Below are 24,801 nucleotides of genomic sequence, written 5' to 3'. Positions count from 1 at the left end.
CATGCTCTTCCTCCTCATTCTCCTTCTCAGCCTTTTAGCCCAGTTTTTTCTGCCGTGGTGGAGCATTGCCGTGGTATGTTTTGGAGTGGCGTTCCTGCGCGCGCACCGGGGCGGTCAGGCCTTTCTGGCTGGGTTCGGGGCTATTGCGTTGAGCTGGCTGGGCGCCGCATTGTTCTGGCACCTGGTCACCGACGGACTCCTAAGTTCCCGCGTGGCGGCGCTGCTCACCATTCATTCTCCCTGGCTCCTCATGGCCGCCACCGTCCTGATTGGCGGCACCGTGGGCGGGATAAGCGCCCTGTCTGGGTTCTTCTTCCGGAAAGCGCTGCGGTAGCGTTTAGGGGCTGTTTCTGGAAAAAGAGCCCCTAAATGCTTAGTTAAAAACTTCTTTGCCGCTGCGAAATTAGCGGGCGTCTGTGCCATTGGGTGCGTTGCGTAACTGCAAACCCCCGTTCCGTTTAGGAGCTGTTTTTGGGAAAACAGCCCCTAAACGCATCTGCCAATCTTCCCTTCGGTGGGCGGGCGGGCCCCCGAAAAAAGTCTCCTTACTTGTCCTCTTTATTATTCTTTGACTCAAAAAAACGTTGTTCCTGCCTCTTTAGCGGGCATTCTCAAAGTATCTGCAAAAAAATCTGAGAAATGCTGTAATGACTTCCGGGTACGGTCGTCTCTGTAAATGAATGGACTTACAAGAGTTTAAAACCAAGGTACTCCCCAGCAAGCAGAAGCTTTACCGGCTGGCGCTGTTCATGCTCCAGAACAAGGAGGAGGCTGAGGATATTTTGCAGGACGTGTTCCTGAAACTCTGGACCAACAAGCACAAGCTCCACGCTTACGCCAGCATTGAGGCGTTTGCCATGAGCATCACCAAGAACCTGTGCCTGGACAAACTGAAGGCCAAGAAGAACAAGCAGATGGTAGACGTGACTGACATGGAACTGAATTCCGGCGAGCAGACGCCCTACCAGCGCTATGAACTCGCAGACCAGGTGCACAAAGTGCAGGAACTGGTAAAGGAACTACCGGAGCAGCAGCAGTTAATCCTGCACCTGCGTGATGTGGAAGGCTATTCTTATGAAGAGGTGGAACAGGTTACCGGCATGAACGTGAACGCCATACGGGTAACCCTGTCCAGAGCCAGGAAAAGCGTGCGAGACGGACTTTTAAAGATGGAAAACTATGCCCTTTAAACAGATAGAAACTCTTCTGGAGAAATACTACAACGGCGAGACTTCTTTAGAGGAGGAAAACCAGCTTAAAGACTTCTTCCAGCAGACCAAACTGTTGCCAGACCATCTCAAAGCCCATGCTATTCAGTTTGAATACTATGCGCAGGAGCAGGAAGTAGAGCTGGACAAATTTTTGGCAGATGACTGGCTGTTTGAGAAGATTGGGCAGCCGCAGATGACCGCCTCACCGGCTGCGCCGAAGGAGAAGACTTTCTTCCAGCAGTACGCCTGGCAGATGGCGGCCAGCATCAGTTTGCTATTGGTGGCGTTCTGGGCGGGCAATTACTTCAGGCAAGATTCTGCCCCCAATAAAGTGGCGGCGGTACAGGAGCAACCCCAAACCCAGGCAGCACCATTGGTAACGGAAATCACTCCGGCCCCAGAAACTTCGGCCCTGGCCGCAACGGAAACAGACCCACTGCCCGCTCAGACAGCAGCACCGGAGTCAGAGAAAGAGATTTCCTCTTCGCCACGGCGGAAAACCATCACGGTGCTGGCGAGCGCCACTGTGGCCCACGCCTCTGCCAGCGACCGGCTGCAAATGGTACGTCAGGAACTGGAGACAGAGGGCCTCACGCCCCAGGAAAGCAAAAAAGTGATTAGGCAGCTGGTGAAAACCATGAACCAGGACAACAACGTGAACGTGCGGCTGGCCGCGTGTGAGGCGCTTTACCGGTTCAAAGACCGGCCAGAGGTGCGCAAGGCCTTCATTCAGGCGCTGGGCACCCAGACAGATCCTATGATGCAGCTCACGCTCATTGAGATTGTGATTAGCCTGAAAGAGAAAAACGCCGTGCCGCACCTGCAGGACTTATCTACCCGTGACAATTTATTACCTATCATAAAACTGAAAGCACAAGAGGGACTGGGCACCCTTATTTAAACCTGCCTCAACCTCATATCTTCTCACACCATGAAAAAAGCAATTACACTGGCATGGGCTTGCCTCCTGCTAACCGGGACTTCCTTTGCACAAACTTCCCACGGGGGCGGCCAACAGAAAGCATCCACCACCGCCGCAAACAACGTCAGGAACTATAAAATCAAGCTGGGCAACGGCAAAGAGAAACAGGTGCAGCTCTCCATGTTCAACAGCGATGTGGAAATAATTGGCCACAATAGTGACGAGGTCATTATTGAAACCCGGGAGTACAACGCCCCGCCCCAACGCGCCGAAGGCCTCAAGCCCCTCTACAACCAAATGGAAGACAATACCAGCCTGGGACTCTCCGTTGAGAAAAAAGGCGATATCCTGACCATTGCCAAAGCCTCCAGGAGTGATGCCAAGTACACCATCAGGGTACCCAGAAACGCCTCTATTCTGTACAAAGAAACCAACTGGACGGGCGGCGACCTGCGCATTTCTGACCTGGACGGGGAGATTGAAGCCCGGCTGAACAACGCTGAGGCCACCTTCACCAACGTCTCTGGCCCGGTGGTGGCCAATACCACGGCCGGTATGCTCAAAGTGGTTTTCTCTTCGCTGGCCCAGAGCAAGCCCAGTGCGCTTTCATCGGTGGCGGGTGAGATAGACATCACCTTGCCCGCCAACACCAAAGCCAACTTCAAGCTCAAATCCCTGCAGGGCGAAGTCTATACAGATTTTAACATGGACTTAAAGCAAGAAGGCAAGGAGAACAACATGAACCTGATTGGCGGCGGCGGCAACATTGACGGCAAAACCAACGGCGGCGGCGTAGAAATGAGCGTGCAAAGCATCTCCAGCGACATCTTCATCCGAAAGAAAAAGTAATTCAAGATAATCCCCACAGGAATGGAGGCAACAGGGCCTACGGGAACCGTTTCTACCGCCCGTACCCTTGCCTTCCGTTCCTACTAGGAAACACCCTTCCATCCCCGCCTTCTAATCACCCAAAAATACTATTCTTATGAGAAATTTATTGATGGCCGCCCTGCTGCTGTGGGGCTCCCTGGCCGCGCATGCCCAAAAAAAAGTGGTGGAGAAGACCTTCGCCCTGCCTGCCTCCAAGAAAGTGAACCTGAACCTCCCGTTTGCCAATGACGTCAAACTCACCGCCTGGGATAAAAACGAGGCCTTGGTGAAAGTCTGCTATGAAATAAACGGCGGCAAGCTGAACGAGGCATTTGTCTTACGTTTTGAGGACGCCAAAGACCAGCTGAACGTCTTGGCAGACCTGAGGCAGGAACTGTTCAAAGACGTGGAGAGTGACAGCATCAACTGCCCAGACGGCTACCGCAGCAACTTCGGGAATTACAACACCAAAACGGGCAGGGCCACCAGCTTTGCCTGTACCAGGATTGACTATGAGATTTTCCTGCCCCGCCACGCCAACGTGACCCTGGAAACCATTACCGGAGACGTAGAGGCCCGCGGTCTTACCGGCCCCATCCAAGCTAAGTCTATCAGCGGGTTTGTAGACATAGACTGGCCCACCCAGCAAGGCGCCGCCGTGCAGCTCAAAACCATCACCGGCGAAGTGTACTCAGACCTGGAGATTGCCCTCCACGAGCAGCGCCCCGAGGCTCCCCTAGTGGGCTATGACCTCAACGGGAAACTAAAGGAGGGCGGCCCGGTGGTGAGGCTGGAATCCATCAGCAATGACGTGTACTTCCGCCGGAAAAAGTAAGCCCGTTTAGGGGCTCTTTTCCCAAAAATAGCCCCTAAACGGAAACCTACCCCAGACCGCCTGCCGCTCCCCTTACGTTTCCTTTACCCAAATTTCCCCCTGGGAAGGGGATTCTCAGCAGCCCCTGTTTAGCGCCTGTTTTTCTAAAAACAAGCCCTAAACGCCATCGCCTCCCAAAGGCAATCCGTCACCGTCACCCTTTCGTCTAAAAATCATATTCTTTTCCCCTCATGAAAAAAAGATACCTCTTTTTACTGGGACTGCTATGCCTTTTCCTTTCGGTGGCTCCTGCCGGGCGGGCGCAGACAATTTCCGCCTCGGCGCAGGGCGCAGGAAAAATAACGGGCCTGGTGCTAGACTCGCTTTCAGGAAAACCGGTAGCCTATGCCACCGTGGCGTTGCACCTGAAGAACAGCTCCCAGGCGCTTGATGGCACGCTCACCAATGACAAAGGGCAATTCTCTTTTTCAAAGGTGGGGCCAGGGGTGTACACGCTCACGTTCAGCTTCATTGGCTATGCCGCTAAAACGGTACAGGACATTAGTATCACGGCCCAAACCCCAGACGCAGACGCCGGCACCATACAGCTTCACTCCGCGGCAAACAAATTGCAGGAAGTGACGGTGGTGGGGCAGAAACCGCTCATTGAAGACAAAGGCGACCGGCTGGTGTACAACGCCGAGCAAGACATTACCAATGCGGGCGGCAACGCGGCAGATGTACTCAAGAAAGTGCCCTCCTTGGCAGTAGACCCAGAAGGGAATGTGCAGTTGCGCGGCTCTGCCAATGTACGGGTACTTATCAACGGCAAAACCTCTAACATCATGGCCTCCAGCCTGGCAGATGCCCTGAAACAGATTCCGGCAGACAACATCAAGAGCGTGGAGGTCATGACCAATCCGCCGGCCAAATATGACGCCGAGGGTACGGGCGGGGTCATCAACATCATCACCAAAAAGAACAGTTTGCAGGGCACCAGCGGCAGCGTAGGAATTACTCTGGGTACGGTGGGCAGCAACGGCTTCGGGAACCTGAACGTGCGAAAAGGGAAACTGGGCGTAAATGCCGGGCTCAACGGGTTCAAATATTACGTGCGGCGGAAGTCTCTGATGCGCCGCCAGGAGGGCGAGGCGCTGACCAACCAAACGGCCAGGGGAAAAATCTTCGGTGGTGGGGCCAACGCGCAACTGGGGCTGGACTATGAACTGGACTCGCTTAACCTGTTCTCAGCGGGCTTCAAACTGAACCTGGGCAAGTACCAGGGCCGCATGGACCAGGTGACCACGTCACCGGCACCGGGCCTGTACCAAACCATCTACAGCCAGAACCACTTCCAGTTCAGACCCCTGGGCACCGACCTGAATTTTGACTACACGCACATCTTCAAGCCGCAGCAGGAGCTTACGTTTCTGGCCCAGTGGAGCCAGTCAGACATTGACAACCGCATTGACCAGGACCGCCAGAACACGCAGGAGCAGCTGTATTATGTGCAGCGTAACACCAATGACAACTTCAATCAGGAAATTACCCTCCAGCTAGACTACACCCAAGCGTTCGCCGGCAAAACTTCCCTGGAGGCGGGCCTGAAAACCATTCTCCGCCGCGCGGAAAGCAATGCGCTCTATGACATCACTTTTCCGCTGGAAAACCGTACCGCGCCCGGGCAGAACCTGCTCCACTATGACCAGAACGTAATGGCCGGGTATGTCACATATGGCGGTCCGCTGCTCAAAAACTACACCTACCGGGCAGGGGCCCGCTATGAGCACACCTTCATCTCCGGTGATTTCACCAGCAACACCACCCGCCTGAAAAACCAGTACGGGCGGCTGGTTCCTTCGCTCTACGTGTCCAGAACGTTTAAGAAAGACCATACGGTTAAGGTGAGTTACACGCAGCGCATTCAGCGGCCGTACATTTTCTACCTGAACCCTTACCGTGACACCCGCGACCCCAAGAACGTCACTTACGGCAACCCAGCCCTTAGCCCTGAACTCACGCATACCTATGAACTGGGCTACAGCACCTTTTTCAAGACCAGCTCGGTCAATGCCTCGGTGTTTCTGAACCAGACCAATAACGCCATTCAGCCCCTCATACGCCTGGAAGAAGACATTGCTTTCACCACCTATGGCAACGCCGGGAAGGCGCAGGGCTACGGCCTCAGTCTGTCCGGTTCCACCAAGCCGGTGGCAGCCTGGAGCATTAACGGCAGCATGCACGTGCAGCACAGCCGCTTCCAGAGCCCGTTTGCCCAGAACAGCGGCTGGCAGTATTTCATCAGCCTCAACACGGGCTATGAGTTTGGCAAAGGCATCAGTGCGCAGTTCTTCGGGAGCACCAGTTCTTCCAACGTGACGTTGCAGGGCAAAAGCTACGGGTGGAACTACTTCAGCCTGGCCGTTAAAAAAGAACTGTTTGACAAAAAGGGCAGCGTAAGCCTGGCCGCCGACAATATTTTCACCAAAACGATGCGGTTTGGATATGAGACCAGAACTCCCGCCTTCACCCAAACCCTGGAGAACCGCAATTACAACAGGTCGGCGCGGGTCACGTTTGACTACAAGTTTGGCCAAGCCGATGCCAAAAAAGCCGCGCGCCAAAAGAAATCCATTGACAACAATGACGTGAAGCAGGGCCAATAAAACAGGTCTTACAGACAACAGGGACGGCACCTTTGGCCGCCCGGAAGAAGTTGGTTTATTTGTGAGCAGCGCACGGCTCTTTGGGTCGTGTTTCTGCTTTTGGCCTGTTTTCAGGAAAAGAGGCTCTAAACAGAAAATTCCTTTGCCGTTTCTGGCCGCTTTTCCGCAAATTGGCGCCATCACAGAATTATCTCACATGCGCTTCGCACTTACCAACGGCACCATTTACTCAGGCTACACCACCGCCCAAGGCTACGCAGTCTTGTTTGAGAACGATAAAATCACAGACCTGGTCCAGCACTCAGAAATTCCGGAAGGCACCACTGTTATAGATGCGCAGGGCGGGATTATCTGCCCCGGTTTTGTAGACTTGCAGGTAAACGGCGGCGGGGGCGTGTATTTCACCCAGTACCCCACACTGGACAGCCTGAACACCATCAGAGACGCGCACCTGCAATTTGGCACCACCAGCTTTCTGCCCACCGTTATCTCGGCCTACCAAGAACGCATTCTGGAAACTTTTTCCGCGGTGCGGAAAGCCATGGGACAGCACCCCAGCACGTTTCTGGGCATGCACCTGGAGGGACCGTTTTTCAGTCCGCAGAAGCCCGGCGCCCATGACACTGCCTGCATAAGAACCGCCACCCATGAAGAACTGGACGTGCTCTTAGAGGCCGGGAAAGACGTGCTCAAATACCTCACGCTGGCGCCGGAATGCGCCGAGGAAAGCATCCTACAGCGGCTCGTTGACAGTGGCATTGTCTTATCTGCCGGGCACAGCATGGCTACCTATGACCAGGCCCTGCACTTCTTCCGGAACGGGGTCACGGCTGTGACGCACCTCTACAACGCCATGAGCGGAATAGACACCAAACAGCCCGGTCTGGCCGCCGCCGCCCTGGACTACGGCCAAGCCTGGACGGGCATTATCGTGGACGGAGAGCACTGCCACCCCTACGCAGTGCGCCTGGCTAAAAAGATGCTGGGCCAGAAGTTGCTCCTGGTCTCAGACTGCGCCGCCTGCGTGGGCTCAGACATAGCATTCACTGATTTCGGGAACTTCAAGGCCTATTACCGCAACGGCCGCTGTGAAACCGAAGACGGTCGGTTGGCCGGTTCTGCGCTCACCATGCTCCAGGCGGTACAGAACACCGTGAACCTGGTAGGGTTGGAGCTGGACGAGGCGCTGCGCATGGCCACCCTCTACCCGGCACAGGTGCTGGGGCTGGAGCACCAGGTGGGGCAGCTGGTGCCCGGTGCGGCGGCCAATCTGGTAGTATTAGACCAAGCCTTGCAGTTGCAACAGGTATGGATAGACGGAGCAGCCGTGCCCCTTGCCATCGGTAGCAAAACCGTTTAGCGGCTCTTTTTTCCAAATAAGCCTTAAACCAGCTTTTCCCGTATCTGTTGGTTGAACCTGATATACCTATGAAAATCATTACCATCACCGTAAACCCCGCTCTGGACAAAAGCACCCGCGTGCAGCGGCTGGCCCCCGAAAAGAAACTCCGCTGCGAGGAGCCTACCTATGAGCCGGGCGGCGGCGGCATCAATGTCTCCCGAGCCATTAAAAAACTGGGCGGCGAGTCCTGCGCCTGGTACCTTTCTGGCGGCGCGGCGGGCCAGCGCATCGGCGATTTGTTACAGGCCGAAGGCGTGCGCTACCGCGAGTTCAACTGCGTAAACTGGACCCGCGAGAACCTGATGGTGTTTGAAACCGCTACCGGCGAACAATACCGTTTTGGCATGCCCGGTCCGCAGATACAGGAGCCGGAGTGGAAACAGTTGCTGCAGGCCCTGGAGGAACTGGAGGAAACCCCGGAGTTTGTGGTGGCCAGCGGCAGCAACGCCCCTGGCATACCAGACGATTTCTATGCCCAGATGGCCCAGATTGCGGTAAGGAAAGGTTTTAAGCTGGTGGTAGACACCTCGGGCGAAGCCCTCATGCAAGCCGCCGGCGAAGGGATTTACCTGCTCAAACCCAACCTGAATGAACTGGCCGCCCTGGCCGGGAAAGAGAAAATAACGGCGCAGGAGCAGGAGGAACTGGCCCGCCGGGTCATTGCCGAAGGCAAAAGCCAGGTGCTGGTGGTTTCCCTGGGGCCCCGCGGCGCCATGCTGGCCACCAAAGACGGCTTTGAGTACGTGACCCCGCCCACCGTTAAACAGGAAAGTGCCGTAGGCGCCGGCGACAGCATGGTAGGCGGTATGGTTCTCAAACTCACCGAAGGCTGGTCGTGGCCCGAGGTGATCCGGTACGGCGTGGCCACCGGCACGGCCACCACCATGACACCCGGCTCAGAACTTTGCCGCAAACCAGACGTGGAGGAAATTTACCAATGGATTAAGCAGCATAGCTAACCCGTGCGTTTAGGGGCTGTTTTCTGAAAAAGAGCCCCTAAACGCATTTAATCATCGGCGGCGCCGGCTCTCCGGTTGGCTTTCTTCTGCCCTTGCTTTTGCTTGGCCTGTAACCGTTTCTGCACGGCGGCTTTGGAAGGGCGGGTTTTCTTGCGGGGTTTGGGCCGGTGCAGGGCCTGCTCCAGTACCTCATACAGTTTCTGCACCACCAGCTCCTTGTTGGCTAACTGGCTCCGGTCTTCCTGGCTGGCCAGGTGCAGGTATCCTTCTTTGTTCAGGCGTGAAGCCAGTTTCTCCAGCAGCAGGTCTTTCTGCTCCTGGGTAAGCAGGGCCGAGTTCTCAATGGAGAACCACACCTCTACCCGGCTGGCTACTTTGTTCACGTTCTGTCCGCCCGGGCCGCTGCTCCGCGAGGTCTGGAAGGTAAGTTCTGGGGTTAGATCTGGTAACATAAGGTACAACTACGGATGTACGTGCGCCAAGATGACAGCTTCTCTTTTTTCCGGCTTGTTGGGGTTCTTCTCGCCGCCAAACCTAGCGCTTTTGCCCCCAATAAAAACTCATTCACCAGCTTATATTTTAAACCGAGAACCGCTCGTTGTTCAGGTATGGACACTTGCCGTCCGTAGCCGGACACTCTCCCAAGCATCTAAACCAGATTAATTACTTATTATTAATCATTTAGCGTTTGGCATAGGATTGGAGTAGAGCCCGGCAGAAATGGTCAGCAGAAACCCTTTTCTTTGAAAAGGAGTAGGGTAGCCAAAAACAGCTGGTGCTTATCCATGCAATCGTCAGGAAATGTCTATTAGGTGAACAAAGAAAAAGAACGCCATGAGAGTGATTATTCTGCTATTCGTTATTTGTCTTGGAGCCGGGCTGGCGCTGAAAGATGCCTTGCGAAGCCTTGATTACAGGCAGCAGATGCTGTACATCAACCAGTCTGGCAGAAACGTACCCGCCACCCAGGCCGCCGCTCCTCAGAAAGAGATAACAATCAAAGCCTTGCACCCGGTTTACGTTTAGAGGCTGTTTTCTGAAAAAGAGCCCCTAAACGCAAAACCCAAGGCACGGAATCAGTCTTTCTTCTTTTTCTTCTTACCTTTGGGTGTAAAGATGCCCTTGATGATTTCCCCGGGCGTAGGCGGTTTTTCCCGCACCAGCACGTACCGGATGGAGAACGCGCCGCCCATGTTGAACCACTCCTCGTGCCGCAGATGGAACGCCGGTTTCAGGTCCGCCGAGAGCAGGAACGGCAGTCCGTTCACTTTGTACTCAATACCGGCAATGGCGTCAAAACCGTAGATGGCACCGTAGTCTTTGAGCCTTCCGCCGTGCACCCCGCCGCCCACATAGTAGTTGAACCGCCGGCCCAGCATGGGAAAATGCTGCTCAGCCAGCACGGTGGCGGTTATCTCCCGCGGACTAGCCGTGAGCAAGCCCTCCAGCGTAGTCTTCTCCAGCACTTTCTGCTGGATGGTAAGCCCAAACTCGTCACTGCCAATCCTGAGACCCGCGGCAGTTTTATAACGTTGTGCCATGGCCGGCAAACAGCTCAGTACGCTTAAGCCCAGCCCCAGCAATAAAATTTTCTTCATGTGGTAAAGTACGGAAGAGAAGTTGAAACAGCCGCCCATCAAAGAGCCGCCCTTGTGGGAGGAACGCGCAAAGCCTCTGTTTTCTTTCGTGTTACCTCTTCAGATTTCATAGAAGGAATATTTCACTTCCACCTTCGCCACAATGGAATTGGCCTTACTTAACCCAAACGAAGCGCTTCTGAAATTATCTACGAAAAATTTCGTGGGATATGTTTTCTTTTTACGAAAGCATTCGTACAATTGTCTACGAAACGTATCGTAAGACGAAGAACAGAGACGCAAGATGGAGAACAACGCCCCCCTTAAGCCTACAGACACCGAGCTGGAGATTCTGCAGATCCTGTGGCAGCACGGCCCCAGCACCGTGCGGTTTGTGAACGAGGAGCAGAGCAAGCTCAAAGAAACCGGCTACACCACCACCCTCAAGCTGCTGCAGATCATGCACGAGAAGAACCTGGTCTCCCGCGATGAGGAAGCCAGATCACATATATACCAGGCCGCCGTCACCGAAGAAGAAACCCAGCAACGCCTCCTGGACCGTTTTCTGGACACCACCTTCCGGGGATCGGCCATGAAACTGGTTATGCAGGCGCTGGGCAACCACCGCACCACCCCAGATGAATTAGACCAAATCCGCCACCTTTTAAAGAAACTGGAAGATGACTCCTCAAACGCTGCTTCATGACGTACTCCCGGAGGCTGTGATTCACGCCTTGGGCTGGACCCTCCTGCACTCCCTCTGGCAAGGCGCGCTTATGGCCCTGCTGCTGGCCGTTCTGCTCAGACTCATGCACCGGCACTCGGCGGCTGTCCGTTACCGGGTTTCCTGGGGAGCGCTCATGGTCCTGCTGGCAGTCTCTTTTATCACGTTCTGCCAGCTGTATGAGCCAGGTGCCGGTCATGCCACGCCTATTGTATCTGCCGGTTCCGCAACAACAAGCACGGTACTGGCCACCGCCGCCCCGACGCTTCCCGTCTGGCAACAGCTACTGGAAAAAGGACAAGCCTATTTTAGCCAACATCTGCCCGTAGTGGTATTGCTCTGGCTTTTGGGCATGTTGCTTATGGGGCTGCGGGTACTGGGCGGCTGGGTGTATGTGCAACGGCTGAAGTCTTACCGCACCCGGGCCGTGGCCGAGGCATGGCAGCAGAAAACGCAGGACCTGTGCCAGGCCTTGGGCATTACACAGGCGGTGCAATTAGCCGAGTCTGCTTTGGTGCGGGTTCCTATGGTGATTGGGCACTTCAAACCCCTCATTCTGCTTCCGCTGGGCGCGCTGGCCGGTTTGTCAGTTCAGCAGGTGGAAGCCATTCTGGCCCATGAACTGGCGCACGTACACCGCCGCGACTACCTCCTGAACCTGCTGCAAAGCATGGTAGAGACGCTTTTCTTTTTTCACCCGGCCGTGTGGTGGATCTCTGACTGCGCCCGCACTGAGCGGGAACACGCCTGCGATGACCTGGCCCTCGCCCTCTGCGGCGATTCGCTCACCTATGCTTATGCTTTAACCAATTTAGAAGAACTCATGATGAAAAAGAATCCCTCCACGCCTCGCCTCGCCATGGCCTTCTCGGGCCGTCGCCGGTCTTTGCTGGGCCGCATTACGCGCCTGGTGCAAAAATCCACCACCCGCCCTTCCTTTTCTGAAGGATTTTTAGCTAGTTGTGCTGTAATAGCCGGAGTATTAGTGTTTTCTGCCAGCGCCTGGGCCAATTACCCCTTGCAGGCAGGTCAGGAACAGGATACTTCCGCACAGGAAAAACCCCAACTTGCCCAGGCACCCGTTCCCTCCACCGCCCCAGAAGCGGCCCAAAGCTTACAGGAAGAGGACCTCACGCTACAGCAATTGGAAGACGGCCTGGTGATTGTGCAGAACAAGAAGGGCAAAGTGGTAGAGGTGTACGTGAACGGACAGCGGGTTCCTAAGAGCGAACTGGGGAAATACCAGGACCGGATTCAGCAACAGTTAGCCGCCGCAAAAAAAGGCAAAACGCTGAAAACTGAAGAAGAGATAATCAGCGCCATGAGCCACGTGGAGACCACCCTGGAGAGCATAGAGACTGAGGAAGATGGAGAAGTTCCGGCGCCGCCCGTACCTCCTGCGCCTTTAGCTCCTATGGCCCCAATGCCGCCCATGCCCCAAGAAGCAAACTCCCCACGCCTAATGCGGATTCCGGTACCGCCTGTGGCCCCCGTTGCCCCGGTGAGACCCGGCACAGACAATGAAGACAGCAACAAGAAATACAGGAAAGCCATGCAAGACTACGAAGCCCGCATGCGAGCGTACCAGGCTAAAATGGAGGAATACAGCGCGCGCTACGCCGCCTATGCCGCCCAAAACCCTGCCCACCAGGAAAGGCTTATGGAGCTGCACAATCGGCGCATAGCCCAACATGAATTGCGCCAGAAAGAGCACGAAAAGCGCATGGCTCAACACGAGGTGCGCATGCAGGAACACAACGAGCGCATGAAAAAGCACAACCAAATGATGGAGGCGCTCAAAACCGCTTTGGTAGAAGACAAGCTCATTCCGTCTGCGGAGGCCAACTATGAACTCAAACTGGATAAAACCGGCCTCTACCTGAACGGCAACAAACAGTCTGAGGCCCTATTCGAGAAATACAAAAAGCTGATGGGCAAAGCCTCTGGCGAAGACATGGACGTGATGCTGGAAAAGAAAGGCTCTAATTTCCACATCAAGTCCAACGTTCAGTCCAAGTAACGGCACTGTATCACCTAGAATCCGCTGCTTTCTGTTTAGGGGCCATTTTTCAAAAAAGAGCCCCTAAACAGAAAGCAGCGGATTTTTTCTTCTGTACCTGATCTTTTTTTGCAGGCACTCCCTTAGGGCATGGCTGGCCTTTGCTCGGCGGCAGCCGCTTTTAGTTTCAATACGGCCGGTTTCAGGCCTTTGCCTGTGGCGGTTAAGGTGATTTCACCGGCTTCTTTGGTGGTTTGAATGATGATCTGGGCCAGACCGTTGAACAGCTTCCGTTTCCAGGCCGGGGCGGGGGTGAGGATCTGGAGGGTGCCGGGGTCTGTATTCACGTTGTCCCAGTCGTATTTCTTGGGAATTGGGGTAGCCACAATCTCCAGGGTGTTCTTGCCGGGCTTCAGGAGGGCGTGGTTGAGCTTGAACACATTCCCTTTAGGGTCTTCCTTTAAGTTTTGGGCAACCTCTTGCCCGTTGATGTAAATAGACTGCTCCCGCCCAATGCTCTTGTAGTAGAAGGTAATCTCTGCACCGGCCAAGTGGGCGGGCAGCTCAAAAGTACCACGGTGCACATACGCGGGCGCCAGGTTCTTGTAATCACGTTTCAGGAAAGCCGGAATCCAGTTGCCGCCCTCCGCATCGGGCAAGGCCGCCGGGCCGCTGGGCATACTTTGCAGCGGTTTCTCCTGCAGATCTGTGATGCCCACTGCTTTGATGTCTTCTATGAATCTGTCTTTCTCCAAGGAAGTAGGATCACCGTTGCCTACGCCTATGATCTTGCCCGGCCCTTTGAGTTGAAACGTGATCTCATCATGGGCAATGGGCACCGCCATCTTGTTTTTATCTGTGACAGAAACCGTGATGATGGCCAGATCCTCGCCGTTGGCTTTGAGGGTGGTTTGGTAGGGATTTAGTTGCACAGAAGCCGCCGGGCCCGTGGTTTTCACTACGTCTGTGAGTACTTTCTGCCCGTTTTTGTAGCCAATGGCTTCCAGCGTACCGGGAGCGTATTTCACCTTCCAGGCCAGATGCGAATTGGGTTTCATGGTCTGCCTGCCCAGACTCTTCTTGTTCAGGAACAGCTCTACTTCCTCGCAGTTGCTGTAGGCCCGCACGTCAATTTCCTGACCTTCCTTTCCCGGCCAGTTCCAGTGGGGCAGCAGGTGCAGCGTAGGCTGGCCAGACCACCACGAGCGCAGATAATACACATTGTCCTTCGGGAAACCGCAGTTATCCATCATCCCGAAGTAAGAAGTCACCGATGGCCACACGTGGGGCGTGGGCTCGCCGCGGTAATCAAACCCGGTCCAGATGAACATGCCCGCCAGCCAGGGGCGGTTGGCATAGAAGGTCCAGCCTTCTTCAATGGAGTAGAACGAAGGGCGCGGTTTGCGGTCATAGGCCGCCTGGTAATGTTTCTCCAGATCAGTGACGTACACGCCTCGGGTGGCGAAGGTGGAGCCTTCCTCAGTACCCATGCTGGGTTGGTTGGGGAAATCTCTGTGGTGCGCTTCAATGTCGCCGTTGCCCAGGTAGTTGTAGCCCATCACCTCCAGCACATCAGAAATCCCGCTCCGGAAACCGCCGCTGATCCCCGCCGATACGGCCCGGGTAGAGTCAAGGCTTTGGGCGTAGGCCTGCATGGTGGTGGCCATGCGTGCGCCAATGATGCTGTTCTCAATGGCCCACTCCTCATTGCCAATAGACCAGCTGATCACGCTGGGGTGGTTGCGGTCGCGCAGGATCAGGCGTTTCAGGTCTTCCATGCGCTGCTCAGATGTACCCATGAGCCGGTTTTCATTGATGACCAGCATGCCCAATTTGTCGCAGGCTTCCAACAGCTCCGGGGTAGGCGGGTGGTGGGAACTGCGGTAGGCGTTGGAGCCCATGGCTTTGAGGGTCTTGATGCGCCAGTACTGTAGTTCATCTGGTAAAGCGGTGCCCACACCGGCGTGTTCCTGATGGTTGTTGGTGCCTTTGAGTTTCACGTGCTTACCGTTCAGGAAAAAGCCTTCTTTGGCAGAGAACCGGATGGTCCTAATCCCGAAGGGGGTGACGTAGCGGTCGGTTTCCTGATTTTGGGCGAGCACGGTGGTGACCAGTTGGTAGAGGTAGGGCGCGTCCAGATCCCATAACGTAGCATTGGTCACCGGCAGAACCATGCGCACATCCTGCGTTTGGAACGGGGCCAGCGTCAGGTTTTCCTGCCGCTGGGTAGCCACCGTTTTGCCCGTAGCGTCTACAATGGTCTGCACCACAGAAAAAGTCCTGAGGGTTTTGTCTTCATTGACAATGCTGGCCCGGGCCGTTACCTGCGCGTTGGTGTTGTTCACCTGCGAAGTCACAAAAGTGCCGTGGGGCGCTACGTGCAGCGGGTTGGTTTTGGAAAGCCACACATGGCGGTAAATACCGGCGCCTTCATAGTACCAGCCTTCTTCCATAGTGGCGTCTACCCGCACGGCCACCACGTTGTCGCTGCCGTAGTGGAGGTACTCAGAGATATCAATCCGGAAGCTGTTGTAGCCGCTGGGCTCGGTACCCACGTAATGGCCGTTTACCCACACCTTGGAATCCCGGAAGGCGCCGTCAAACTCCAGCGCAATACGGCGACCCAGATCTGAGGCCGGCACGGCAAAAGTTTTCCGGTACCAGCCCACGCTTCTGTCTGGGAAGTTTCTCCCGATGGCTTTGAACCCGTGGCTAAAGCTGGCCTGCGGACTGAACTCCTGCTCCACGGCCCAGTCATGCGGGAGGTTGAGCTGGCGCCAGGCGCGGTCGTCAAATTTAGGATCGGCGGGCCCGTCGCCGTAGCCGGCCTTGGCCAGATAGGAGAAATAGCTGTTGCCGTGGTTGAAATCTTTCTGGGTGTCTGAAGGATGCCCGAAGGCAAACTGCCAGTTGAAGTCCATGAGCAGCCGCTGTCTGCCACCGCTTTTCTCCTGGGCAAACGCCCCACAGGTAAACAGCAGGAAACAGAGGAACACGAAGGTCTTAAGCCTTGACATAGAGAGGAGTTTGGGAACGTATCAAGTTAAGTAAAACTTTGACAATCCTCTAGAATGCCGGGCACAGCGGCGGTTTTCCCTTCTTTTGCGTTTAGGGGCTCTTTTCTGAAAAATAGCCCCTAAACGCCCGCGCGGCCTGTGCGGCTTAATCCGTACCTTCGTGGCAGTTTTAGAGCCAGAGAACATGAGCGAGAAAATATATTCTGAATTGCAGCACCTGCCGGGCCTGCCCCTCACCAAAACCACCCGCCTGGGGCATGTGCAGTTCTTCCACTTCGGGAAAGCGCACATCACCAACGCCAGCGGCCTCATCCTGGACGTGGGCGCCTGGACCCTGGAGGTGGCCTGCCACTGGCAACTGGAGGAAGCGGGAACGGTAGCTATCCGGTTTGAGGACGCCGGAATCCCCCGTGACACCCAAGCCCTCGCCGACCCTACCTTTGACCCGCTGGTGCCCGGCAGCAACCTGAGAGACCGTAAACTACAGGAACTGGTGCGGCACCAGCGGGAGCATTTACAGGTGCAGCAGGTAGCGGCCACGCCAGACGGCGACATCATCATCACGTTTGCCAACCAGCAAGTCCTGCACATCAGGCCCAGCCAGGGCGTACTGGAGACCACCGCTTATTTCTGGCGCTTCTTCAGCAACACCGGCACCCAAGAAGCCCTGAGCTTTGGCCCCAATGGCGTAGAGCGGGCGTAGCGTTTAGGGGCTCTTTTTGGAAAAAGAGCCCCTAAACGCCAGTTCTGCGGCAGAGAGGAACAACGGGACTGGGAGAAGCCCTTGAAGAAATATAATACAAGGGCCAGTGGGCCAAGCAACCTTTTAAGGTTTTCTGCATCTGTTATAGAAAAGATCCATCACCGCCTTACCTCACTACCCCATGAAAAAGCTTTTCCCCTACTTCTTCCTCTTGACCATCCTCAGCCTACACGCACAGGCTCAGTCTGTAGACGGCAACGGCATTCTTAAAACCCAGAACCGCAAAGTAGAATCCTTCACCGGCCTTCGTGTTACCGGCGGATTTGAGGTGGTGCTTACCCAGGGCGCCTCCGAAAGCCTGAAATTGGAAGCCGAAGAAAATATTCTGCCCCTCATAGAAACCACCGTCCAGAACGGGACACTCCAGATCAAGACCAAATCCGGCATCCGGAACGCCAAGCGCCTTAAGGCCTATGTGACCGTGCGCAGCCTGAAATCGCTGGAGCTGAGCGGCGGCATCCGGCTCAACACTACCAACGCCATCAGCGGCACTTTGCTTAAACTGGATTTCGCCGGAGGCATTGAGGCCGAGATGAACCTCCAGTTCAAGGAATTAGACGCCGACGTTGCCGGAGGCTCAGACATCACGCTCACCGGCCGCGCCGACAGAGTTCGTTTTGATCTGGCCGGCGCCACCAAGCTCAAAGCCCTGAACCCCAAAGCCGATTACGTGACCATTGATGCCGCCGGGGCCAGCACCGCCCAGGTAAACGCCGCCAAGGAACTCAATGTAGATGCCGCCGGCATTGTGAACGTAGGGTACAAGGGCTCGCCTAAAGTGAATAAAAGCGGCATGGGCAAGGTGAAACCCATCTAGCCGCAGCTTCCCGCTTAGCCACGCCCCGTCTCACAGCGGGGCGTTTTGCATGTATAGCCCTTCTGTTTAGCGGCCGTTTTTCTAAAAGAAGCCCCTAAACAGAATCTCATGCGCGGTCTTATCCGCCAACGGCAGCCCCTGAGGCGCTCCTGCGTTTAGCGCCTGTTTTTGGAAAAAGAGCCGCTAAACGTCCTTTTCTCTCTTCATTGCAGTATTTCCTGCGGCCGGGGCTTGCATTCCTGCCCAACATGCGGTAAACTTAAAGGGGCAATTGTCCTGCCCTGTGAATCTCTCGCTTAACTAACCAAACAAACCCTTGAAAAGACGTGATTTTATTGGACTGACGGCTATGGGCGTAGGGGGGCTTATGCTCTCCGGTGTTCCTACGTTCGGTCATGAAATTGATCCGGCCCGCGCCCTGGAGCCCGTAAACGTGGCTCTGCACAAGCGCCTGGCAGATGTGGCCCTCAACACCGCCAAAAGTAAAGGTGCCTCTTACGCCGATGTGCGCATTGGCCGGTACCTGGCCCAGAACATGTTCACCCGCGAGAAGCAGGTGCAAGGCATTAGTACCACCGAGTCTTATGGCGTAGGCGTGCGCGTGATTGCCAACGGCACCTGGGGCTTTGCCTCCACTTCAGACGTGAGCGACAAAGGCATCGCCAAAGCCGCCGAGCAGGCCGTGGCCATCGCCAAGGCGAATTCTAAACTGCAGAAGGAGCCGGTGCAACTGGCCCCGCAACAAGGTTACGGCGAGGTAAGCTGGAAAACACCTATCCAGAAAAACGCCTTCGCGGTACCGGTTTCTGAGAAAGCTGATTTGCTTTTAGCGGCCAACGCGGCTGCGCTGGCCGGTGGCGCCAACTTCGTAAACTCGGCGCTGTTCCAGATCAATGAGCAGAAGTATTTCGCGTCTACAGACGGTTCTTACATTGACCAGGACATTCACCGCATCTGGCCTAACTTCACGGTAACCGCCGTTGACAAAGCCTCTGGCAAATTCAAAACCCGTGAGGCCCTGAGTGCGCCCATGGGCATGGGCTTTGAGTACCTCACCGTGAAAGCGCCCACCATGAAAGGCCCCGAAGGCACCGGCCTTATTGGCTATGACAAATACTATGATATAGTGGCCGATGCCGGTCTGGCCGCCAAGCAGGCCCGCGAAAAACTCACTGCCAAGTCGGTAATGGCCGGTAAATATGACCTGGTGCTGGACCCTAACCACCTGGGCCTGACCATCCACGAAAGTGTAGGTCACCCGCTGGAGCTGGACCGCGTGCTAGGCTACGAAGCCAACTACGCCGGAACCTCCTTCGCCACCCTGGACAAGTGGAAAACCAAGAATTTCCCGTACGGCAGCAAGCACGTCACCATCTTCGCCGACAAAACCCAACCCGGGTCTCTGGGCGCGGTGGGTTATGACGATGAAGGCGTGAAAACCAAGCGCTGGGACCTCATCAAAGACGGAACATTGGTGAACTACCAGGCCACCCGTGACCAGGCCCACATCATTGGGGAAAAAGAATCGCACGGCTGCTCGTACGCCGACAACTGGAGCTCAGTGCAGTTCCAGCGCATGCCTAACGTGTCTCTGGCGCCGGGCAAGCAGAAACTGAGCGTGGATGAGATGATCAAAGACGTGAAACGCGGTATTTACATCGCGGGACGCGGCTCTTACTCCATTGACCAGCAGCGCTACAACTTCCAGTTCGGGGGCCAACTGTTCTACGAGATCAAAGACGGCAAAATTGTGGGTCCATTAGAAGACGTGGCCTACCAGAGCAACACCCAGGAATTCTGGAACTCCTGCGCCGCCGTCTGTGACGAAAGCGATTACCGCCTGTTCGGGTCCTTCTTTGACGGCAAAGGCCAGCCCAGCCAAGTGAGTGCTGTTTCGCACGGCTCGGCCCACACCCGCTTCAACGGCGTGAACGTGATTAATACAGGAAGGAAAATCTAGCGATTTTCTAGTCCTGAGTTCTGAGTCTTCAGTCCTGAGTTGAAAGTGTAGAAAGAAGCACATTTATGGCTGAAAGTATCATTGCTGCTAAGTCTTATAGTTTCGCGCTGCGGATGATCAAGTTGTACAAGCATCTGCAGAAAGAACAGCGGGAGTTTTATGTGCTGACCAAGCAAGTCTTACGCAGCGGCACCTCTATTGGAGCCAATGTGGAGGAGGCATTAGGCAGTCCTTCTGGTGCTGATTTCAGAAATAAACTGACTATCGCTCTCAAAGAAGCCCGTGAAACCAGCTACTGGCTCAGACTTTTGAAAGACTCAGAGATTATATCTGTTACATCTTTTGACAGCGTGCACAATGACTGCCAAGAACTCATTAAAATCCTGAAGAGCATTATTCTCACTTCAAAGAAGAACGAAAAGAAGGAAATTACACCACCCACTCAGGACTCAGAACTCAAGACTCAGGACTAATACCAATCAGCTTCAACCAACATCAGACGTATCAACATAATGGCAATATTATCAAAAGATCAGGCCCAGGCGCTCCTCAAAAAAGCCCTGAGCTACTCCAAAGCCGATGAGTGCGAGGTAAACCTCAGCGGCTACAAGGGCGGCAACATCCGCTACGCCCGCAGCACCGTTTCCACCAGCGGTGAGGAAGAAAACATGTCGCTGGCCGTGGAAGCCCGCTTTGGGAAACGCTCCGGCGTGGCCACCATCAATGAGTTTGATGATGCCTCGCTGGAGAAAGTAGTGCGCCGCGCCGAAGAGGTGGCCCGTATTGCCCCCGAAAGCCCCGAGTACGTGCCCATGCTGGGACCGCAGAACTACCTGCCCAGCAACGCCTGGTTTAAATCCACGCATGACATTGACCCGGAATACCGGGCCAACGCCGCCGCCAAAAGCATGCAACTGGCCGACAGCAAGAAACTGACCGCCGCCGGCTTCTGGGAAGACCGCAGCGGGTTCAGCGCCAAGATGAACTCTAAAGGCCTGTTCGCCTACAACCAAAGCTCGGGCGTAGATTTCTCCGTGACTATGCGTACCGCAGACGGCACCGGCTCTGGCTACGTGACCCGTGACGTGAGCGATGTTTCAAAACTGGACACTGGCGCCGCCTCTGAGATAGCCGCCCAGAAAGCCTTGACCTCTGTGAACGCCAAAGCCGTGGAGCCTGGCAAATACACGGTCATTCTGGAGCCCACCGCCGCGGTTGATTTGCTGCAAAACATGTTCCGGAGCATGGACGCCCGTAGCGCCGAAGAAGGCCGAAGCTTCCTGAGCAAACCCGGCGGCAAAATCAAGCTGGGCGAGAAAATGTTTGATGACCGCGTGACCATCACCTCAGACCCCACCAACCCAGAAGTTCCTTCCTCTACCTGGTCCGGTGACGGTCGTGCCCACGAGAAAGTGATCTGGATTGACAAAGGCGTTATCAAGAACATTCCGTATTCCCGCTTCTGGGCCGAGAAAAAAGGCGTGAAAGGTCTGCCTTCGCCGGGCGGTTTCATCATGGCCGGTGGCAACCAAAGCCTGGAAGACCTCATCAAAGGCACCCAGAAAGGCATTCTGGTCACGCGCCTCTGGTACATCAGAGCCGTAGATCCGCAGACTCTGCTCTACACCGGCCTCACCCGCGACGGAACCTTCTACATTGAGAACGGCAAGATCAAGCACCCCGTGAAGAACTTCCGCTTCAACGAGAGCCCGGTGATCATGCTCAACAACCTGGAGGCCCTGGGCAAACCGCAGCGCATCGGTGGCAACCTAGTGCCCCCCATGAAAATCAGAGACTTCACCTTCACCAGCTTGTCAGACGCGGTATAAGACCTCACCCCAACCCCTCTCCCACGGAGAGGGGCTTTCTGTTTTCTGTCTAGAGACTGTTCTGAAGAACACAGACCAAAACTCTTTTCCTACCGGCTTTAAGTTAAAAGGTTAAACCCATGACATTTAGTGTCAGAATGTTTCTTTCAGCTGTTCTGATTTTTGTTTTAAAGGCTACAGCATCTGTTGGCCAAATAAACAAAAAAGAACTGTCTATAGGCCTAGGGCTCGCTTCAGGTAATGGACATCCTGTTTATAGATTACCAGAAAGCGATAGCGGAATAAACACAGCAACACTTTTTGCAGAATATGGTATAGGTAAATTATTTAGCGTTGGTCCCTACCTCCTTTATTCACGTGAAGTGGCCACCTATGTAGATCCTTATTACCCCGCCTTAAACTCCAAAGATGTCAATTCAGGCTTTGATGCCGGAATGAGAGGTTCTTTCCATACCAGTTCTTTTTTGTTTACCAAGCTAAACGGAGACCTCTACTTTACTGGATTTTACGGCTACACCTATAGGTCTGTAGTGTATGACAAGAAGAACATCTACCGAGATGACTTCAACACAAAAATTCATGACACCTATTTTGGAGGGTTGGTAGGCTTATCTTATAACTTTCTCCCTAAGATTGGCTTATACGGCGAAGTCGGGTTTTCAAAAAAACTATTTCTTGGAGCAGGAGTTAGGTTCTTAATAAAGAAGAGCGAAAATCAAAGCAATCCCTAAGTAAATATGGATGACTTGTACCCTCAATTTTGAACGTAGTTCTAATGTTGTCTACAGAATTCTATTACGACCATACATTTACCGGCTAGCCTTTTCATGCCTACCCCCTTCACCTTCGCCCGCCTGCAATACCGCTCCGGCAACTGGGACACCGACCAGCGCATGCCTTCTAACCTGCTGCACTCGCTGGTGGAATATACCACCGTGCCCGTGGTGGAACAGGAGAAGATTATCAACCTGGAAAGCACCGACCTGTTCAAATACCCTTTCTGCTACCTGAGCGGGCACAAACTGGTGCAGTTCAACGCCAAAGAGCGGGCCAATTTTGAGAAGTATGTGCAGAACGGCGGCTTCGTGTTTGTGGATGACTGCAACCATGACATTGACGGCCTGTTCGCGCGGTCCTTTGAGGAACAGATGCGCGTCTGCTTCGGGCCGAAGGCCTTAAAGAAAATACCTAATACCCACGCCCTGTACCGCTCTTTTTTCAAGTTCGAGGAAGGACCGCCCACCACGTCTTTCGAGCTCAACGGCTGGGGCGATGACCTGGTGCATGATTACCTCAAAGCCTACGAAGTTAACGGCCGCATTGCCGTGTTGTACAGCAACAAAGACTACGGCTGCGAGTGGGACTATGACTTCCGGAACAAGCGCTGGCTAGCCGAGGACAACACCAAGTTTGGCGTAAATATCCTGATGTACGCGCTCACCAGTTAATTGCGTTTAGAGCCTGTTTTTCCTAAAACGAGCCAAAAACGGAAAGTCATTTCAGAAACAATTACCCCGCTGGCGCGAGCTTGCAGCTCGTGTCCGTACGCATTTCAACGCATCTGACGGTTCAGCAATAGAAAGGCACGAGCTGCAAGCTCGCGCCAGCGTACTACAGAAAATACCTGCTTCCCGTTTTTGGCCTCTTTTTCAGAAATCAAGCCAAAAACGAAAAGCCATTACAGAAACAATTGCTTACTTACTCCTTCAAGTATTTCTCTTTCTAAGTTTCCGCCACCCGTGACCACCCAAGAAGTAACCCAGCTTTTAAACAAACTCCCCGCCCTACGGCAGGAAATAAGTAAAATCATTGTCGGTCAGCAGGAAGTACTGGACGAAGTGCTCATTACGCTGCTGGCGGGCGGCCACGGCTTGCTGGAAGGCGTACCCGGTCTCGCCAAAACGCTGTTGGTGCGCACCCTGGCCAGCGCCGTGGATTTGCCGTTCCGCCGCATTCAGTTCACGCCAGACCTCATGCCCACCGACATTCTGGGCACCGAGGTCTTAGAAGAAGACCACACCACGGGCAAGCGGTTCTTTCAGTTCAACGAAGGCCCCATTTTCGCCAGCATCGTGCTCGCCGATGAAATTAACCGTACCCCGCCCAAAACGCAGGCGGCGCTATTGGAGGCCATGCAGGAATTTGAGGTGACCTACGCAGGCAAAACGTACCCGCTGCCGCGCCCGTTCTTCCTGCTTGCCACGCAGAACCCCATTGAGCAAAGCGGCACCTACCCCTTACCCGAGGCGCAATTGGACCGTTTCCTGCTCTACATCAAAATCAAGTACCTTACAGAACTGGAGGAAATCTCCGTCCTGAAAAACACTACCGGCGGCAAGCGGGAAACCGTGCAACCTATTCTGTCTGGCGAAGAGATTCTGGCTCTGCAAAGCCTGGTGCGCGAAGTAAGTATTTCAGATGAATTAGTAGCCTACTCCGCCCGCGTGGTTCGGGCAACCCGCCCCGCCGAAAGCTCGGTGCCCTTTGTGCAGGAATTTGTGCGTTGGGGAGCTGGTCCGCGCGCTGGACAGGCACTTATTCTCACCGCCAAAGCCCGAGCATTGCTACAAGGCCGCTTTGCCGTGACCTTACCAGACTTGCAGACGATGGCCTATCCTGTGTTACGGCACCGTGTACTCGTGAACTTCACCGCCGAGGCAGATAACATCACTACCGACAAAGTGGTGGAGGAACTGCTGAAAGGAGTGGAGCTGCCGAGGGAAGTACTGCGGTAGTTCAAATAACAGTTAGAGCGTATAAAGAAGGGAACCCTTGTTTATATGCCTGACAACCACCACTACAACAAGCACCTGAAGCCACTCGCGAAAGCCCATCGGGCAGGTTCTACCAAAGCCGAAGTCAGGTTGTGGTGCGAGTTGTTGAGCAAAGGGAAAACAGGTGTCTCTTTTCTTCGGCAGCGGCCCATAGGTAATTTTATTGCAGACTTCCTATGCAAAGAACTAAAGCTGATCATTGAAGTAGATGGTTATTCCCATAACTTCAAAACAGACGAAGACACAGCAAGAGATAAAGAACTAACTGCCCTCGGCTTTACTGTCCTTCGGTTTACCGATGTAGAAGTCATACATGACTTACCCAACGTGCAACGAACTCTAGAAACCTGGATAGCAGAGAAGAGAGGCAAAATTTCAACTTAGTTTGTAATGCACGCATTCCGTCCCCCTTTGAAGGGGGTAGGGGGATGACAAAAGCCGCTGAAGTTAGAACTGCTTTATTCAATGCTGAAAAATAAATAGTCCGCTTCGGGAAT

Annotated in this window: 23 protein-coding genes; 20 read left to right on the top strand and 3 right to left on the bottom strand. The window is 54.5% G+C overall.

Annotated features, from left to right (window positions below):
* Nucleotide 1 precedes the first annotated feature (1 nt).
* The 8 genes from EFA69_RS04020 (at nucleotide 2) to EFA69_RS03985 (ending at nucleotide 8,844) form a co-directional block, all read left to right on the top strand.
* A complete protein-coding gene (locus EFA69_RS04020) occupies nucleotides 2–334 on the top strand; it encodes a hypothetical protein (RefSeq protein WP_123131797.1) in 333 nt (110 codons plus the stop codon).
* A gap of 346 nt (nucleotides 335–680) precedes the next feature.
* Nucleotides 681–1,190: an RNA polymerase sigma factor gene (locus EFA69_RS04015; RefSeq protein WP_123131796.1), complete on the top strand. Its 510-nt coding sequence runs from the start codon at nucleotides 681–683 to the stop codon at nucleotides 1,188–1,190.
* Nucleotides 1,180–2,112 (top strand): HEAT repeat domain-containing protein, encoded by a 933-nt coding sequence (locus EFA69_RS04010; protein ID WP_123131795.1) that lies wholly within the window; start codon nucleotides 1,180–1,182, stop codon nucleotides 2,110–2,112. The genes EFA69_RS04015 and EFA69_RS04010 overlap by 11 nt, the downstream gene beginning before the upstream one ends.
* Nucleotides 2,113–2,142: 30 nt before the next feature.
* On the top strand, nucleotides 2,143–2,982 hold the full coding sequence (locus EFA69_RS04005) for a DUF4097 family beta strand repeat-containing protein (RefSeq protein WP_245964487.1): 840 nt from the start codon (nucleotides 2,143–2,145) through the stop codon (nucleotides 2,980–2,982).
* A 136-nt stretch (nucleotides 2,983–3,118) separates the two neighbouring features.
* Nucleotides 3,119–3,838 (top strand): DUF4097 family beta strand repeat-containing protein, encoded by a 720-nt coding sequence (locus EFA69_RS04000; RefSeq protein WP_123131794.1) that lies wholly within the window; start codon nucleotides 3,119–3,121, stop codon nucleotides 3,836–3,838.
* A gap of 230 nt (nucleotides 3,839–4,068) precedes the next feature.
* Nucleotides 4,069–6,483: a TonB-dependent receptor domain-containing protein gene (locus tag EFA69_RS03995; RefSeq protein ID WP_123131793.1), complete on the top strand. Its 2,415-nt coding sequence runs from the start codon at nucleotides 4,069–4,071 to the stop codon at nucleotides 6,481–6,483.
* A gap of 196 nt (nucleotides 6,484–6,679) precedes the next feature.
* Complete coding sequence (gene nagA, locus EFA69_RS03990) at nucleotides 6,680–7,843, top strand: N-acetylglucosamine-6-phosphate deacetylase (RefSeq protein ID WP_148041254.1); 1,164 nt, start codon at nucleotides 6,680–6,682, stop codon at nucleotides 7,841–7,843.
* Between the two features lie 68 nt (nucleotides 7,844–7,911).
* Entirely contained in the window at nucleotides 7,912–8,844 is a 933-nt protein-coding gene (locus EFA69_RS03985) for a 1-phosphofructokinase family hexose kinase (protein WP_183906688.1), read from the top strand.
* Between the two features lie 47 nt (nucleotides 8,845–8,891).
* On the opposite strand, the gene arfB is transcribed toward EFA69_RS03985, so the two are convergent.
* Entirely contained in the window at nucleotides 8,892–9,296 is a 405-nt protein-coding gene (gene arfB, locus EFA69_RS03980) for an alternative ribosome rescue aminoacyl-tRNA hydrolase ArfB (protein WP_123131982.1), read from the bottom strand.
* 382 nt (nucleotides 9,297–9,678) lie between these two features.
* Here arfB and EFA69_RS03975 point away from each other — a divergent pair, with 382 nt between their 5' ends.
* Nucleotides 9,679–9,870: a hypothetical protein gene (locus tag EFA69_RS03975; RefSeq protein ID WP_123131791.1), complete on the top strand. Its 192-nt coding sequence runs from the start codon at nucleotides 9,679–9,681 to the stop codon at nucleotides 9,868–9,870.
* 50 nt (nucleotides 9,871–9,920) lie between these two features.
* Here the strand turns inward: EFA69_RS03975 and EFA69_RS03970 are convergent, their stop codons facing one another.
* Nucleotides 9,921–10,442, bottom strand: coding sequence for a hypothetical protein (locus tag EFA69_RS03970; protein WP_148041253.1), 522 nt, complete (start codon nucleotides 10,440–10,442; stop codon nucleotides 9,921–9,923).
* A gap of 283 nt (nucleotides 10,443–10,725) precedes the next feature.
* Between EFA69_RS03970 and EFA69_RS03965 the strand changes: the two genes are divergently transcribed.
* Together EFA69_RS03965 and EFA69_RS03960 are read left to right on the top strand one after the other, a co-directional pair.
* Nucleotides 10,726–11,127 (top strand): BlaI/MecI/CopY family transcriptional regulator, encoded by a 402-nt coding sequence (locus EFA69_RS03965; RefSeq protein WP_123131789.1) that lies wholly within the window; start codon nucleotides 10,726–10,728, stop codon nucleotides 11,125–11,127.
* Nucleotides 11,102–13,165 (top strand): M56 family metallopeptidase, encoded by a 2,064-nt coding sequence (locus EFA69_RS03960; RefSeq protein ID WP_123131788.1) that lies wholly within the window; start codon nucleotides 11,102–11,104, stop codon nucleotides 13,163–13,165. Before EFA69_RS03965 ends, EFA69_RS03960 begins: the two co-directional genes overlap by 26 nt.
* 122 nt (nucleotides 13,166–13,287) lie before the next feature.
* On the opposite strand, the gene galA is transcribed toward EFA69_RS03960, so the two are convergent.
* Entirely contained in the window at nucleotides 13,288–16,161 is a 2,874-nt protein-coding gene (gene galA / locus EFA69_RS03955; RefSeq protein WP_123131787.1) for a beta-galactosidase GalA, read from the bottom strand.
* 184 nt (nucleotides 16,162–16,345) lie between these two features.
* Between galA and EFA69_RS03950 the strand changes: the two genes are divergently transcribed.
* From EFA69_RS03950 to EFA69_RS03910, 9 genes are all read left to right on the top strand, one after another.
* Entirely contained in the window at nucleotides 16,346–16,864 is a 519-nt protein-coding gene (locus tag EFA69_RS03950; protein ID WP_123131786.1) for a hypothetical protein, read from the top strand.
* A gap of 181 nt (nucleotides 16,865–17,045) precedes the next feature.
* Nucleotides 17,046–17,741, top strand: a complete 696-nt coding sequence (locus EFA69_RS03945; protein ID WP_123131785.1) for a head GIN domain-containing protein — start codon at nucleotides 17,046–17,048, stop codon at nucleotides 17,739–17,741.
* Between the two features lie 316 nt (nucleotides 17,742–18,057).
* Nucleotides 18,058–19,701, top strand: a complete 1,644-nt coding sequence (locus tag EFA69_RS03940; protein ID WP_123131784.1) for a TldD/PmbA family protein — start codon at nucleotides 18,058–18,060, stop codon at nucleotides 19,699–19,701.
* A 65-nt stretch (nucleotides 19,702–19,766) separates the two neighbouring features.
* Entirely contained in the window at nucleotides 19,767–20,174 is a 408-nt protein-coding gene (locus EFA69_RS03935) for a four helix bundle protein (protein ID WP_123131783.1), read from the top strand.
* A gap of 39 nt (nucleotides 20,175–20,213) precedes the next feature.
* A complete protein-coding gene (locus tag EFA69_RS03930) occupies nucleotides 20,214–21,530 on the top strand; it encodes a TldD/PmbA family protein (protein WP_123131782.1) in 1,317 nt (438 codons plus the stop codon).
* Nucleotides 21,531–21,649: 119 nt separating this feature from the next.
* Nucleotides 21,650–22,261 (top strand): hypothetical protein, encoded by a 612-nt coding sequence (locus tag EFA69_RS03925; protein WP_148041252.1) that lies wholly within the window; start codon nucleotides 21,650–21,652, stop codon nucleotides 22,259–22,261.
* Nucleotides 22,262–22,357: 96 nt separating this feature from the next.
* Nucleotides 22,358–22,978, top strand: a complete 621-nt coding sequence (locus EFA69_RS03920) for a DUF4159 domain-containing protein (protein ID WP_123131780.1) — start codon at nucleotides 22,358–22,360, stop codon at nucleotides 22,976–22,978.
* Nucleotides 22,979–23,269: 291 nt separating this feature from the next.
* Nucleotides 23,270–24,265: an AAA family ATPase gene (locus EFA69_RS03915; RefSeq protein ID WP_123131981.1), complete on the top strand. Its 996-nt coding sequence runs from the start codon at nucleotides 23,270–23,272 to the stop codon at nucleotides 24,263–24,265.
* Between the two features lie 45 nt (nucleotides 24,266–24,310).
* Complete coding sequence (locus EFA69_RS03910) at nucleotides 24,311–24,688, top strand: endonuclease domain-containing protein (protein WP_123131779.1); 378 nt, start codon at nucleotides 24,311–24,313, stop codon at nucleotides 24,686–24,688.
* The last annotated feature ends 113 nt before the right edge of the window (nucleotides 24,689–24,801 follow it).

Source organism: Rufibacter immobilis (assembly GCF_003721565.1).
Lineage (GTDB): Bacteria > Bacteroidota > Bacteroidia > Cytophagales > Hymenobacteraceae > Nibribacter > Nibribacter immobilis.
This window is presented reverse-complemented; position numbering and strand designations above follow the sequence as displayed.